We start from the raw sequence: 13,073 nt of genomic DNA on the forward strand, positions 1-13,073 counted from the left end.
GGATGGAGGCGCACGCGTTGCGTCGTGCCCTGCCGTCGGGCGTGCCGCTGCGGCGTACCGGTCGGGGGTTGCTCCGGGCCACCCGCGCCGCCGCCGGTTACGGCGAAACCTCGGCCCTCGCGGTCGCCGGCATCGCCGGTGGCCTCGACCCGGCACTGCGCCCGGGTGACGTGGTCGTCGCCACCGAGGTACGCCGGGACAGCCGGACCGGGGACGAGGCGCTGCCCTGTCCGTCCGCGCCGATGATCGCCGCCGCGCTGCGCCGGCAGGGGCTCACCGTGCACCTGGGACCGGTGGTGAGCAGTGACCGGCTGGTCGACGGCGCCGATCGGGCCCGGCTGGCGGCCACCGGGGCGCTGGCCGTGGACACCGAGTCGTCCGCGCTGCTGGCGGGCCCACCGGGGAGGCCCACCGCCTGCGTACGGGTGATCGCCGACGTGGCGCCGGAGCCCCTGTTCCGGGCCGCGACCCTGGGTCGGATCGCGACCGCGCTGCGGACCCTGACCCTGGTCGGGCCGGTCCTGACCGAGTGGGCGGCGGCGACCTCCGTACGGGAGGTGGTGCTGGCCGCGCCCCGGTCGTTCTGCGCCGGGGTGGAACGGGCCATCGCCGTGGTCGAGCAGGCCCTGGACCGGCACGGCGCACCGGTGTACGTCCGCAAGCAGATCGTGCACAACACGCACGTCATCGACGACCTCAGCCGACGGGGTGCGGTCTTCGTGGACGAGTTGACCGAGGTGCCGGACGGCGCGGTCACGGTCTTCTCCGCACACGGCGTCTCGACCGAGGTACGCGAGACCGCCGCCGCCCGTGGGCTGCCGGTGATCGACGCGACCTGTCCACTGGTGACGAAGGTGCACAGCGAGGCCCGCCGGTTCACCGGACAGGGCCGTACGGTGCTGCTGATCGGTCACGCCGGGCACGAGGAGACCGAGGGCACCCTCGGCGAGGTGCCCGGCGCGATCACCCTGGTGCAGAGCCCCCGGGAGGCGGAACGGGTCGAGGTCCCCGACCCCGGCCAGGTCTCCTACCTGGTGCAGACCACCCTGGCGGTGGACGAGGTCAGCGGGGTGCTGGACGTGTTGCGCCGCCGCTTCCCGGCACTGACCGGGCCATCCTCGGACGACATCTGCTACGCCACCACCAACCGCCAGGTCGCGCTCCGGGCGATCGCCGCCGAGGCGGACCTGGTCCTGGTGGTCGGCTCGGCGAACTCGTCGAACTCGCTCCGGCTGGTCGAGGTGGCCAGCCGGGCCGGTACCCCCGCCCACCTGGTCGACGACGTCGGCGCGGTGGACCTGCGTTGGCTCGCCGGTGTCCGCACCGTCGGCGTCACCGCCGGGGCGTCCGCCCCGCCGCACCTGGTCGACCAGACCGTGGCGGCGCTGGTCGGGCTGGGCGCGCAGGCCGTACGGGAACGCACGACCAGTACCGAAGATGTGCACTTCACCCTGCCGAAGGAGAAACGTCCGCGATGAGTATGCCGTTGCGTCAGAGCATCCGGGTCGGCCGCTACCTGGTCGGGCAGAAGCTGCGTCGTAAGCAGTACTTCCCGCTGTTGGTGGAGTTGGAGCCACTCTTCGCCTGCAACCTCGCCTGCGCCGGTTGCGGGAAGATCCAGCATCCGGCCGACGTGTTGAAACGCCGGATGCCGGTGGAGCAGGCGGTCGGCGCGGTGATGGAGTCCGGTGCGCCGATGGTCTCGATCGCCGGTGGCGAGCCGCTCATGCACCCGCAGATCGAAGTGATCGTCAACGAGCTGATCAAGCGCCGCAAGTACGTCATCCTCTGCACCAACGCGGCCCTGCTAACGAAGAAGTTGGACAAGTTCCGGCCGTCGCGGTACTTCTCGTTCGCGGTGCACATCGACGGGCTGAAGGAGCGGCACGACGCCTCGGTCTGCAAGGAGGGCGTCTTCGACGAGGCGGTGGCGGCGATCAAGGAGGCCAAGCGACGCGGCTTCCGGGTCACCAGCAACACCACGTTCTTCTCCACCGACACCCCGCAGACGGTGATCGAGGTGCTCGACTACCTCAACGACGATCTCGCCGTCGACCAGATGATGCTCTCCCCGGCGTACGCGTACGACAAGGCGCCGGACCAGGAGCACTTCCTCGGGGTGCAGGAGACCCGGTCGATGTTCAGCAAGGCGTTCGGGGACGGGCGGCGGCGCAAGTGGCGGCTGAACCACTCGCCGCTGTTCCTGGACTTCCTGGAGGGGAAGGTCGACTTCCCGTGCACCGCCTGGGCGATCCCGTCGTACTCGCTCTTCGGCTGGCAGCGCCCCTGCTACCTGATGAACGACGGCTACACCAAAACGTACAAGGAGCTGATCGAAACCACCGACTGGGAAAGCTACGGACGCGGCAAAGACTCCCGCTGCGCCAACTGCATGGCCCACTGCGGCTACGAACCCACCGCCGTCCTCGCCACCATGAACTCCCTCACCCAGTCCATCCGAGCCCTCCGCTCGACGAGCTAACCCCCGCGCCGTATCGCCGTCGATCTAGGGCAGATGGTGGTCACTTGATCTCCATCCACACGTATTTGCCCTAGATCCACGGCGGTGGCGGCACGCGGGGGGTTAGCCCCAGCGGCGGGAGAGGGTGCGGTAGGTGTGGGGGAGGGTGGAGCGGATGGCCACCGGTAGGCGTAGCCAGTTGGGGAGGTAGGCCTCGGGGCGGCCGGCGAACATGGCGGTGAGCAGGGCGGCCGAGGCTCGTGCGGCCGGCACCGGCCGGGGGGACCGGCGGTCGTAGGGGCGACCCCGGCGTACGAAGAAGGCGGTGTCCACGACGGCCGGCACAAGTTCGGTGACCACGATCCCGTGTCCGGCCGTCTCGTGGCGCAGGCTGTCGGCGAAGACGCTCAGCCCGGCCTTGGTCCCCGAGTAGACGGCCTCCTCGCGTACGCCGAGCCGGCCGGCGATCGACCCGACGAAACCGAGGTGTCCCCGCCCCCGGGCCAGCATGCCGGGCAGTACGGCGCGGGTGAGCAGGATCGGCGCGGTCAGGTTGAGTGCGACCATCCGGGCGATCTCCGGCTCGGTCATCCCGGTCAGCGGCCCGGCCCACCCCTGACCGGCGTTGTTGACCAGCACGTCGACGCGTCCCGCCTCGGTCAGCACCCGCTCGGCCAGGTCGGCCGCCCCGGCCGGCTCGGTGAGGTCCCCGATGATCGCCGTACCGCCGATCCGGTCGGCGAGTTCGGTGAGCCGGGTGGCGTCCCGGCCGGCGAGGAAGACCGTGGCGCCAGCGTCGGCGAGTTGCCGGGCCGCCGCCGCGCCGATCCCGGACGACCCACCGGTGACCAGCGCCGTAGCGCCGTCGATGCGGAAAGCTCCCATCCCGGTAGTGTCGCCGCTCCGCGCCCCGAAGACCGGCAGACCGGACAAACTCGGCGCGTCGTATGGCTGTTCGTCGATGCCCGGTCCCTAGGGGTATGCACCGCGTGTGGAGCGCCAACCCCTATTGCCGTTCCCGAACGGGGCTGATTAGCTACAGCGAGCTATGACGCAAAACCCTCGAACCATAAATAAATGGTGTGCCCGTGGTGAGTTCGTCACTGATCCGGAAGAACAGGATATGTGCTGCTCAAAGGCTTGCCGATGAACCGGCCGGGTGGACTACGACGTCGGGTTGCCCGCTGGTTGGACCCGTCCGTGGACGACAGGTTCACGCCCGGACCGACCGCGACGTACGACGTCACCACGCCCCCGCCCGTCCCCGTCCCACCCGGTCCGGACACCGGCGCCGCGCGGGCCTGGCCGGCGCTCTGTGAACAGTTCGCGCTGCGGATCCTTTCCGCCGCCTACCAGACCGGTGGGCAGCTCGCGGCGGTCGAGGCGGACGAACAGGATCCGGGCCGGCTGGCCCAGTTCTACCGGATCGACCACGCCAACACCCGGATCCGGCGGCAGGCGGAGAACCTGCTGGTCCTGGCCGGTCGTACGGTCGACGACGCCGGACGTCAGATCACCTCGCTGCTGGACGTGGTACGGGCGGGGACCTCGGCGATCGAGCACTACCCCCGGGTACGCCTCGGCGTGATCGCCCATCTCGCCGTGGTCGACTTCGCGGCGGACGACGTGATCCGGGTGCTGACCGAGGTGCTCGACAACGCGACCCGGTTCTCCCCACCGGCCGCACCGGTGACCGTCTCGGCCCACCTGACCGAGGTGGGCAGCGTCCTGCTCCGGGTCGAGGACACCGGACTGGGCTTCGCCCCCGCGCAGCTCGTGGACGTCAACAACATGCTGGCCAGTTCCGTACCGGTGACCGTGGCCGAGGCCACCGCCAGCAGGCTGGGCCTGCTGGTGGTGCAACGACTCGCCGCTGCGCACCGGATCGGCGTACGGCTGACCGCCCGACCCGGCGGCGGTACGACCGCTACCGTGCTGCTCCCTGCCGGACTGCTCTGCGAGATCCCGTCCGCCCCGGAGCCCCCACCCCGCCCGCTTCCGTCTCCCGGTCAGGTCCCGCCGCCCCCGCCGCCCGGTCAGGTCCCGCCGCCTGCGCCGCTCGGTCAGGTCCCGCCGCCTGCGCCGCTCGGTCAGGTCCCGCCGCCTGCGCCGCTCGGTCAGGTCCCGCGCAACGGCAGTGACCCTTTGGGTCAGCGCAACGGCAGCGATTCTTTGGGTCAGCGCAACGGCAGCGATTCTTTGGGTCAGCGCAACGGCAGTGACCTGTCCGGTCCCCGTAACGGGAGTGACCCGTCCGGCCAGCGCAACGGTCGTGGCCCGGTGGTTCAGCGCAACGGCGCCGGTGTGCCGGCGGCCGGTCCGGCCCGCAACAACCTGCCCCGGCGGGAACCGGCCAGCCTGCGCGGGGACATGCCGCCGCCCCGCCCCCTCGGACCGGGCGGCCCGACGGTCGGGTCCGACCAGCTCGCCTGGCCGGACGAGACGATCGACTTCGCCGCCGGATTCCGCGACGGCCGAGAACCTGCCGCCGGATTCCGCGACGGCCGAGAACCGCACCCCGGCAACCGTTCCGAAGGACACCGTGATGACCAGCCCGCGTAACGACCTCTCCCGCCCGCCGGCAGTCCACTCCCCACAGGACTTCGCGTGGCTGATCGGCCGGTTCGCGGCCGAGACGTCCGGGGTGACGCACGCCCTGCTGGTCAGCCTGGACGGGCTGCAACTCGTCGCCTCGGAGGCGGTGCCCCGGGACCTCGGCGACCAGTTGGCCGCCCTGACCTCCGGGCTGCTCAGCATGGCCGACCGCAGTGCCGCCCTGCTCGACCTGGGGCTCTCCGAGTACCTGACCGTCCGCCTGCCCGGCGGGCACCTGCTGTTCATGCGGGTGGGCGACTCGGCCGGGCTCGCGGTCGCCGCCACCGCCGGCTGTGACCTGCGGGTGGTGGCGTACCAGATGACGAAGTTCGTGGGGGCGGTCGGTCACCTGCTCAGCCCGCAGATGCGCAGCGACCTGCAACGGCGTACCGCGAGCCAGGGCGCCGGCTGACCCCCACGTACACCGCACGATCCCGACCGCGCACTCACGAGGGAGCGAACGCCACCGTGGCTACCGCACATTGGAAGGTGCGACCCTACGTGCTGACCGGCGGCCGTACCCGGACCCGGCAGCGTCTGCTCGTGCACACCCTCATCTCGGTGTCGTACTACGACCCACGGTTCGCCGCCGGTCTGCCGCCGGAGACCAGGTCCCTCTACGACCGGGCCCGCCGGACCACGTCGGTCGCCGAACTCTCGGCGTACTCCGGGATGCCGCTGGGGGTGACCCGCGTGGTCATCGACGACCTCGCCACCACCAACCGGTTGCAGGTCCACCCGGAGACCTACTCGTCCCCGTTCGACTCCCGGCTTCTGGAAAGACTCCGCGATGGCCTCCTACAGCTCGCCTGAGCGCCCCGTGCCGACCTCCGCGAAGATCGTCATCGCCGGTGGATTCGGGGTGGGTAAAACCACCCTCGTCGGGTCGATCTCGGAGATCCCGCCGGTCAACACCGAGGCGTGGATGACCGCGGCGAGCGAGTCGGTGGACCGGCTCGACCCGGGCATCGACAAGACCACGACCACCGTGGCGATGGACTTCGGCCGGCGGACCGTCGCCGAGGACCTGGTCCTCTACCTCTTCGGTACGCCCGGCCAGGCGCGGTTCTGGCCGATGTGGGACGACCTGTGCCGGGGTGCGGTCGGTGCCATGGTCCTGGTCGACACCCGAAGGCTGGACGCGTCGTTCGCGGCGGTCAACTACTTCGAACAGGACAGCACCCTGCCGTTCGTGGTCTGCGTCAACCTCTTCGACGGCCGGCTCACCCACCAGTTGACCGACGTACGGCGGGCGTTGGCGCTCGGCCCGGACGTGCCGGTGATCACCTGCGACGCCCGGGACGCCGGCTCTGTCGCCCGTGCCCTGCTCGCCGTCGTGGAGCACACCATCCGGCGTACGGGCGGCGGCACCCCGACCGGCCGCCTCACCGCCCTCGCCCCCGCTTCCGCCCACCGATAGAGCCCTACCACCACCCCTCGGGAGAAACGATGCGGAAAATCCTGATCGTCGGCGCCGGACAGTCCGGCCTGCAGCTCGGTCTCAGCCTGCTCGCCGAGGGCTACCAGGTGACCGTGATGTCGGCGCGTACCCCGGAGGAGATCCGCGACGGCTGGGTGATGAGCACCCAGGCGATGTTCCACCAGGCCCTGCAGACCGAGCGCGCGTACGGGCTGAACCTCTGGGAGGACAGGGCACCCCGGATCGCCGGGTTGCACGTCTCGCTCTCCGCGCCTCCCGGCACCCGGGCGCTGAGCATCGTCGCCCCGCTCGACGAACCGGGGCAGAGCACCGACCAGCGGCTGAAGATGGCGGCCTGGCTGGAGCTGTTCGAGGAGCGCGGCGGGATCGTCCACTACCAGGGGGTCACCACCGCCGACCTGGACGGGCTCACCCGGATCGGCCGGTACGACCTGACCGTGGTCGCCGCCGGCAAGGGTGAACTCGTCGGCGTTTTCGACCGCGACACCGCCCGTTCGCCGTACGCCGCCCCGCAGCGCGGCCTGGCGGTGTCGTACGTGCACGGGCTGGCCCCGGATCCCCGGTACCCGGCGCCGAGCGTCGGCTTCAACGCCGTACCCGGGTTGGGGGAACTGTTCGTGATCCCGGCCCTGACCCGCACCGGACCGTGCGACATCCTGTTCTGGGAGGCGGTCCCGGACGGTCCCCTGGACCTGTGGCAGGAGCGTCTCGACCCGGCCGAGCAGCTCAAGCTCACCGTCGAGCTGGCCCGCCGCTACACCCCCTGGGTGTACGACCGCTGCGCCGACGTCGAACTCACCGACGCCCGCGCCACCCTCTCCGGCCGGTACACCCCGACCGTCCGGCACCCGGTCGCCGAGCTGCCCTCCGGTGGTCTGGTGCTGGGCATGGCCGATGTGGTCATCTCCAACGACCCGATCACCGGCCAGGGGAGCAACACCGCGGCGAAGTGTGCCGCCGCGTACGTGGAGGCAATCGTCCGGCACGGCGACCAGCCGTTCGACCGGGCCTGGATGGAACGGACCTTCGCCGACTTCTGGGACCGGACCGGTGCGCCGGTGACCGACTGGACCAACGCGATGCTGGCGCCGCTGCCCGAGCACGTACAGCAGATCCTCGGTAGTGCGGCGACCAACCCGGCGGTGGCCCGCCGGTTCGCCAACGGCTTCTCCGACCCCGCCGACTTCTCCGACTGGCTGATGGACCCGGCCAGGACCGCCGCCTACCTGACCGCCGTCGCCTGACCGGCCTCCGTCGCCTGACCGCAGGAAGGAAGGGCCCCTTTTATCGTCTTCTGTAGAGGAAGGGGCCCCTGCCGACACGGGACGGTCGGGGGCGGGTCGGCGCGGTTAGCGTGGGGCATGGAGACGATGCCGCTCACCCCGCCGTTCGGCCCGGAACTCGTCGTCACCGCGGACGAGCGTCGGGTGCTGGAAGAATTTCTCGACTTCTACCGCCGGGTCATCGTGACCAAGCTGCACGTGGTGCCGGACGCCGACGCCAAGCGCCGCCACGTGCCGTCCGAAACCACGCTCGCCGGGGTGCTCCGGCACATGTCGGTGGTGGAACGGAACTGGTTCCAGCACCACCTGGCCGGGCAGCCCACCCCGGCCGGTGACGCCGACGGTGGCTGGTCGGTCGAGCACACCACCATGGCGGAACTCCTGGAGGACTACACCCGGGAGTGTGCCCGGTCCCGCGCGACCGCCGCCGGGTACACCCTCGACGACACCGGCACCCACGACCAGCTCGGTCAGGTGTCGCTGCGCTGGATCTACGTCCACATGATTGACGAGACCGCCCGGCACGCCGGCCACATCGACATCCTGCGTGAGCTGACCGACGGGTCCACCGGGTCCTGGTGACGGCCGGGTGACGCGTCCGGCCCCTTGGTCAGATGCGCCACATCCACCGTCGACAACAACCACCGGGGACCACCGCGGTCTATAACTGAGCAGGTGGACGGGGACGCACGACTCTCGGCGGAGGAATTCCTGCGGACGCGGGGCACGGAGGAGATCGCCCATCCGGGCGGGACCCTTTACGACCACCTGTGCCGGGTCGCGGACCGGCTCGTCGCCTGGGTGCGCCGCCCGATGTCCAACTGGCCGGACTCTGCCACGCCACCTACGGCACCGACGGATTCGACAACGCCCTGCTGGCGCCCTCCGACCGGGCCACCCTGGCGGAGGTGATCGGCCAGGACGCCGAGGCCCTGGTCTACCGGTACGGATCCGGTGACCGCCGCGCCGTCTATCCCCGGCTCGGTGAACCCGGCCCGGTGCCGTTCACGGACCGGTTCACCGGTCGGGTGGACCAGCCGACCGAGGCGGAGCTGCGCGCCTTCGTGGAGATAACGGTCGCGAACGAACTCGACGTACTGGCCCACAACCCGGCCCTGGCGGCCGAGCACGCCGGTGCGCTGTGGCGGCTGTTCAGCCGGGTCCGGTCCCGGATGTCGCCCGCCGCCTGGCAGTCCTGCCAGCACCTGTTCGACGACAACGGGGACTGGGCCGGAGAGCGGCCGGTCGCGGCGGTCCAGGTCGACGTACTCGACCATCTGGTGCTGACGGTGGCCGACCTCGACCGTACGGTCGACTTCTACCGGCGGGCCCTGGGCATGCGCCCGGTGACCTTCGGTGCCGGCCGGCGTGCCCTGGCCTTCGGCACCAGCAAAATCAACCTGCACCAGGTCGGTGCGGAGTTCACCCCGCGTGCCGCGCACGCCACACCGGGCAGCGCCGATCTCTGCTTCGTTACCGGTACACCGCTGACGGAGGTGCTCGCCCACCTGGCCCGTGAAGGGGTGCCGGTGGAGTTGGGACCGGTGTCGCGTACCGGGGCGATGGGGGAGATGAACAGCATCTACCTGCGTGATCCGGACGGCAATCTGATCGAGGTCAGCAACTACCCGTAGCCGGCGAACCAGTCACCGGAAGACGACCGGTCCCGGAAGGGGAAACCGATGGCACGGATGGAGTACGCCGCTCCGCAGGCCGACGCGTTCGCCGCGAACCGGCACCTGGGCCCCGACGCGGTCGCGCACTGGCGGCCCGCGGTCGCCCGGCACCTGCGACCCCGGCCCGGAATGCGGCTGCTGGACCTGGGCGCCGGCACCGGCACCTGGGCCCGTACCTTCGCCGGCTGGTACGGGGTGGACGTGATCGCGGTGGAGCCGTCGGCCGAGATGCGGGCCCGTTGTGTGCACCCCGATCCGCTGGCCGGGGACGCCGCCTCCGTACCCCTGCCCGCCGCGTACGTCGACGGGGGCTGGATGTCGACGGTCATCCACCACGTACCGGACCTGACCGCCGCCGCGGTCGAGTTGCGCCGGGTGCTCCGCCCCGGCGCGCCCCTGCTGATCCGTTCGGCCTTCGCCGGGCGGCACGAGCAGATCAACCTGTTCCGGTACTTTCCCAAAGCGGTCCGGATCCTGGACAGCTATCCGAGCGTGGCGGGGGTCTGCTCGGCCTTCGGCGCGGCGGGTTTCGGGTTCGTCGCGCTCGAACAGGTGCCGCAGGTGAGCGCCGCCTCGCTGGCCGTGGCGGCGGCCGGGTTGCGCCGGGCGGCGCACACCCCGCTGCAACTGATCACCGACGCGGAGTACGAGGCCGGTCTCGACCGGCTGCGGGCGGCGGCCCGGTCGGCCGGTCCGGCCGACGCGCCCGTGGTCGACCGGCTCGACCTGCTGGTGCTGCGCCGCTCCGGGAAGCCCTGAGCGGTGTCACCGCCCGGCGGCGGCCATCGGCCGGGCGGCCGTCGTGGCCGGGGTCGGGACGGCCAGCAGCCGGCGGGCGACCGCCAGGGCCCCGACCGCAACGAGTACGGCGAAGCCGAGCAGCGCCACCCGCGCACTGACGTGCTGCAACGCGATCCCGATCCCGATCACCGGTACGGACAGCGCGAGGTAGCCGGCAAGGAAGAGCCCGGCCAGCGCCTCCGCCCGGCTCTCCGGGCTGGCGATGGCGACCACGGTGCCGAGGGTGCCCCTGAACATCGCCCCGGCCCCGGCACCGGTCAGCACCCCACCGGCCAGGAAGACGCCCAGGCTGGGTGTCGGTAGCCAGGCGGCGAGGACGAGCAGCCCGATGCCGATCAGCAGGCCGACCATCCCGGTGGCCAGGCTGCGCCGGATCGACCAGTTCGGGGTGGTCAACTGGACCACCACGCCGGCGCCGAAGACGAGGAAGATCGCCGCACCGGCGAGCGCCCGGGACGGGTGGTGCAGGGTGCCGGCGAGGAACGTGCCGGAGAGTCCGGCGAGCAACCCGAGTCCGCTGAAGGCGATGAACGCGCCGGCCAGGGCGGCGTAGAACCGGCTCCGGGCGGCGGCCGGTATCGAGATCCGTTGCGTCCGGTAACGCGGGCGCGGGTTCGGCAACTCCCGGCTGTCCGGCGACAGCAGTACGCCGACCAGGGCCACCGCCAGAACGACGAGCAGCACCGCGTACGGCAGCCGCAGCGGCTGGGGGGCGTACTCGGCGAGCAGGCCGGCGAGCAGTGGTCCGAGGCCGAGGCCGCCGAGGTTGGCGGTGGAGGCGACGAGTTGCGCCCGCCGGGGTGAGGCGTCCGGCCGGTGTGCCCGGTGCAGTTCCGCCAGCCATGCCGTGGCGGTGGCGGTCACCACCCCGACGGAGAGGCCGCTGAGCACCCGGGCGACGAAGAGGCCGGGCAGTTCCGGCCAGATCAGGAAGACAATGGCGCTGAGTGCGCTGACCGCGACCGCGGGGGCCAGCATCCGGCGCCGGCCGTGCCAGTCGGAGATGTGTCCGGCGGTGAAGACGGTGACCACGATCCCGGCGGCGTAGGCGGCGTAGATCAGGGTGACGGTGAACGTCGAGAAGTGGTCCTGTTGCTGGTAGAGCGGGTAGAGCGGGGACGGCAGGGTGCCGAGCGCCATCACCGCCAGGAAGGCGAGCGCGACCGCCCAGAAGCCTCGGCCGTGCGCCCGCGCCGATGCACGGACGGTCGGTCGGGCGAAGAGGTTCAAGCTGGTTGTGGACATGTCTCGGGTGCACCTGTCTGGAGCCGTTCCTGGTCAGCTCCGATGGTGATCCGGAAAGTCATCACCAGCCACGAAGAAAACTTCTATCCATCATCTTGATCCGTGATAAACACGGGGGATGGAACTCCGGCACCTCGCCACCTTCACCGCCGTGGCCGAGGAGGGCAGCTTCACCAGGGCCGCCGAGCGGCTCCGGGTGGTCCAGTCCGCCGTCTCCGCCGCCGTACGAAACCTGGAGCGGGAACTCGGCGTACCGCTGTTCGAACGGACCACCCACCGGGTCGAGTTGACCGACGCCGGCCGGCTCCTCCTGCCGGAGGCCCGGCGTACGCTCGCCGCCGCGGCCGGCGCCCGCGAGGTGGTCGACCAGCTCCGTGGCGGCCTGCGCGGGACCGTACGGCTGGGGATGATGCAGGCCCAGCGCGCCTCGACGGTCAGCGTGGCCCGACTCCTCGCGGCGTTCCGCGCCGAACATCCCGGTGTCGACGTCGAACTACGGGTCGGTGCGAGTGCCGCGCACGCCGCCGACCTGCGCAGCGGTCGACTCGACCTGGCGTACCTGGCGCTGCCCGCCGGGTCGGCCGCCGGGCTGACCCTGGTCCCGCTGGAGGCCGAGACCATGCCACTGGTCTGCCCGCCCGAACATCCGCTCGCCGACCGCACCGACGTCGAACTCGTCGACCTGGCCGACGAGACGTTCGTCGACACCCCGCCCGACTGGGGGAACCGGATCGCCACCGACCGGGCGTTCGCCGCCGCCGAGGTACGCCGGACCGTCCGCTACGAGGTGGGTGACCTGGGCAGCGTCCTCGACTTCGTGCAGTACCGCCTGGCCGTGGCGATCATGCCGGCGGCGCGGATCAGCACCGACTCCGACCTGCGCCTGATCCCCATCCGGCAACACGCACCGGTCTTCCGTACGTCGATCGCGGCCCCGACCGACCGCCGGCTCGGCGCACCCGCCCGCGCCCTGCTCGCCACTGCCCAACGCCAACGCACCCCCGACTCCCCACCGACCCCATAACCCGACACCGGCCTCGTTCAGTGAATGAGTGGCTATGTCGCCGTGGATAGCCACTCTTTCTCTGTATTAGTGGTCTGGTGTCGACCCGTGTGTCGGGTGTGCGAGGTTTTTGGGTCTGATCAACTCTCGTCGGGGGGTCGTTGGCGGAATGCCGGCGGGCCCGGGGCGGTTATACATCGCGTACGACCGGAGCAGCGCCGGGGCATGATCTCCCTTGCCTCGTGTGTGCTGTGGCCTCGTATTTCTTCCCGAGTGCAGCGCCGTTTCCCCCTGTGTGCGCGTGCTCGGAACCCCCGATTGGAAGGTGAACCATCGTGAAGACGACTTTCACCGCTGTTACCAAGACTTCGTTTGTTCGTCGGACCGCTCTGGGTGTTGCCAGTCTGGCGTTTGTTGGTGGTGCGGTTGCGGGGCCTGTGGGTCACGCGTTCGCGTCCCCGGCCGAGCACGCGGCTCCGGCGATGACCACGGTCGCGCAGGTCACGGCTGACAAGCCGGGTATGGACAAGCTGATCCCGCACGGTGTGCAGGGTGCGCAGTCGAGTAT

The 13,073-nt window shown here is 71.1% G+C and carries 13 protein-coding genes and 3 pseudogenes; 14 read left to right on the top strand and 2 right to left on the bottom strand.

Going from position 1 to position 13,073, the window contains the following annotated elements; genetic code table 11:
• Positions 1–2 precede the first annotated feature (2 nt).
• The 3 genes and pseudogenes from ACWEFB_RS33730 to hpnH all read left to right on the top strand — a co-directional run.
• Positions 3–434: pseudogene (locus ACWEFB_RS33730) on the top strand (5'-methylthioadenosine/S-adenosylhomocysteine nucleosidase family protein); the annotation flags it as partial.
• 87 nt (positions 435–521) lie between these two features.
• Positions 522–1,478: a 4-hydroxy-3-methylbut-2-enyl diphosphate reductase gene (ispH, locus tag ACWEFB_RS33735; RefSeq protein ID WP_452292019.1), complete on the top strand. Its 957-nt coding sequence runs from the start codon at positions 522–524 to the stop codon at positions 1,476–1,478.
• On the top strand, positions 1,475–2,482 hold the full coding sequence (gene hpnH / locus ACWEFB_RS33740) for an adenosyl-hopene transferase HpnH (RefSeq protein WP_452291998.1): 1,008 nt from the start codon (positions 1,475–1,477) through the stop codon (positions 2,480–2,482). The genes ispH and hpnH overlap by 4 nt, the downstream gene beginning before the upstream one ends.
• A 102-nt stretch (positions 2,483–2,584) precedes the next feature.
• On the opposite strand, the gene ACWEFB_RS33745 is transcribed toward hpnH, so the two are convergent.
• Positions 2,585–3,346 carry an SDR family NAD(P)-dependent oxidoreductase gene (locus tag ACWEFB_RS33745; RefSeq protein ID WP_452292000.1) on the bottom strand — a complete coding sequence of 254 codons (762 nt, stop codon included), beginning with the start codon at positions 3,344–3,346 and terminating at the stop codon, positions 2,585–2,587.
• 315 nt (positions 3,347–3,661) lie between these two features.
• Here ACWEFB_RS33745 and ACWEFB_RS33750 point away from each other — a divergent pair, with 315 nt between their 5' ends.
• The 9 genes and pseudogenes from ACWEFB_RS33750 (at position 3,662) to ACWEFB_RS33790 (ending at position 10,215) form a co-directional block, all read left to right on the top strand.
• Positions 3,662–5,023, top strand: a complete 1,362-nt coding sequence (locus ACWEFB_RS33750; RefSeq protein ID WP_452292002.1) for a sensor histidine kinase — start codon at positions 3,662–3,664, stop codon at positions 5,021–5,023.
• Positions 5,007–5,468 (top strand): roadblock/LC7 domain-containing protein, encoded by a 462-nt coding sequence (locus ACWEFB_RS33755; protein ID WP_326556073.1) that lies wholly within the window; start codon positions 5,007–5,009, stop codon positions 5,466–5,468. The genes ACWEFB_RS33750 and ACWEFB_RS33755 overlap by 17 nt, the downstream gene beginning before the upstream one ends.
• Positions 5,469–5,524: 56 nt before the next feature.
• The gene (locus ACWEFB_RS33760) at positions 5,525–5,869 is read left to right on the top strand and encodes a DUF742 domain-containing protein (protein ID WP_326556074.1); all 345 of its coding nucleotides are present in this window, start codon (positions 5,525–5,527) and stop codon (positions 5,867–5,869) included.
• Positions 5,847–6,476, top strand: a complete 630-nt coding sequence (locus ACWEFB_RS33765; RefSeq protein WP_452292004.1) for a GTP-binding protein — start codon at positions 5,847–5,849, stop codon at positions 6,474–6,476. The genes ACWEFB_RS33760 and ACWEFB_RS33765 overlap by 23 nt, the downstream gene beginning before the upstream one ends.
• A 29-nt stretch (positions 6,477–6,505) precedes the next feature.
• Positions 6,506–7,741, top strand: a complete 1,236-nt coding sequence (locus ACWEFB_RS33770) for a styrene monooxygenase/indole monooxygenase family protein (protein ID WP_452292006.1) — start codon at positions 6,506–6,508, stop codon at positions 7,739–7,741.
• Positions 7,742–7,858: 117 nt separating this feature from the next.
• Positions 7,859–8,362: a DinB family protein gene (locus ACWEFB_RS33775; RefSeq protein WP_452292008.1), complete on the top strand. Its 504-nt coding sequence runs from the start codon at positions 7,859–7,861 to the stop codon at positions 8,360–8,362.
• A 93-nt stretch (positions 8,363–8,455) separates the two neighbouring features.
• A pseudogene (locus tag ACWEFB_RS33780) lies at positions 8,456–8,682 on the top strand (DUF6817 domain-containing protein); the annotation flags it as partial.
• A gap of 270 nt (positions 8,683–8,952) precedes the next feature.
• Positions 8,953–9,414, top strand: a complete 462-nt coding sequence (locus ACWEFB_RS33785) for a VOC family protein (RefSeq protein ID WP_452292021.1) — start codon at positions 8,953–8,955, stop codon at positions 9,412–9,414.
• 48 nt (positions 9,415–9,462) lie between these two features.
• Positions 9,463–10,215 (top strand): class I SAM-dependent methyltransferase, encoded by a 753-nt coding sequence (locus tag ACWEFB_RS33790; RefSeq protein ID WP_452292010.1) that lies wholly within the window; start codon positions 9,463–9,465, stop codon positions 10,213–10,215.
• Between the two features lie 6 nt (positions 10,216–10,221).
• On the opposite strand, the gene ACWEFB_RS33795 is transcribed toward ACWEFB_RS33790, so the two are convergent.
• Positions 10,222–11,502 (bottom strand): MFS transporter, encoded by a 1,281-nt coding sequence (locus ACWEFB_RS33795; RefSeq protein WP_452292012.1) that lies wholly within the window; start codon positions 11,500–11,502, stop codon positions 10,222–10,224.
• 118 nt (positions 11,503–11,620) lie between these two features.
• Here ACWEFB_RS33795 and ACWEFB_RS33800 point away from each other — a divergent pair, with 118 nt between their 5' ends.
• Both ACWEFB_RS33800 and ACWEFB_RS33805 read left to right on the top strand, forming a co-directional pair.
• Complete coding sequence (locus ACWEFB_RS33800) at positions 11,621–12,526, top strand: LysR family transcriptional regulator (protein WP_452292014.1); 906 nt, start codon at positions 11,621–11,623, stop codon at positions 12,524–12,526.
• Positions 12,527–12,840: 314 nt separating this feature from the next.
• A pseudogene (locus tag ACWEFB_RS33805) lies at positions 12,841–13,073 on the top strand (hypothetical protein); the annotation flags it as partial.

Source organism: Micromonospora sp. NPDC004704 (assembly GCF_053601675.1).

Excerpts from the sequence above, each read along its gene's own strand:
- ACWEFB_RS33775 (WP_452292008.1), top strand. The coding sequence starts at position 7,859 with ATGGAGACGATGCCGCTCACCCCGCCGTTCGGCCCGGAACTCGTCGTC.
- ACWEFB_RS33790 (WP_452292010.1), top strand. The coding sequence starts at position 9,463 with ATGGCACGGATGGAGTACGCCGCTCCGCAGGCCGACGCGTTCGCCGCG.
- ACWEFB_RS33795 (WP_452292012.1), bottom strand. The coding sequence starts at position 11,502 with ATGTCCACAACCAGCTTGAACCTCTTCGCCCGACCGACCGTCCGTGCA.
- ACWEFB_RS33770 (WP_452292006.1), top strand. The coding sequence starts at position 6,506 with ATGCGGAAAATCCTGATCGTCGGCGCCGGACAGTCCGGCCTGCAGCTC.
- hpnH (WP_452291998.1), top strand. The coding sequence starts at position 1,475 with ATGAGTATGCCGTTGCGTCAGAGCATCCGGGTCGGCCGCTACCTGGTC.
- ACWEFB_RS33765 (WP_452292004.1), top strand. The coding sequence starts at position 5,847 with ATGGCCTCCTACAGCTCGCCTGAGCGCCCCGTGCCGACCTCCGCGAAG.
- ACWEFB_RS33800 (WP_452292014.1), top strand. The coding sequence starts at position 11,621 with ATGGAACTCCGGCACCTCGCCACCTTCACCGCCGTGGCCGAGGAGGGC.
- ACWEFB_RS33755 (WP_326556073.1), top strand. The coding sequence starts at position 5,007 with ATGACCAGCCCGCGTAACGACCTCTCCCGCCCGCCGGCAGTCCACTCC.
- ACWEFB_RS33745 (WP_452292000.1), bottom strand. The coding sequence starts at position 3,346 with ATGGGAGCTTTCCGCATCGACGGCGCTACGGCGCTGGTCACCGGTGGG.
- ACWEFB_RS33785 (WP_452292021.1), top strand. The coding sequence starts at position 8,953 with ATGTCGCCCGCCGCCTGGCAGTCCTGCCAGCACCTGTTCGACGACAAC.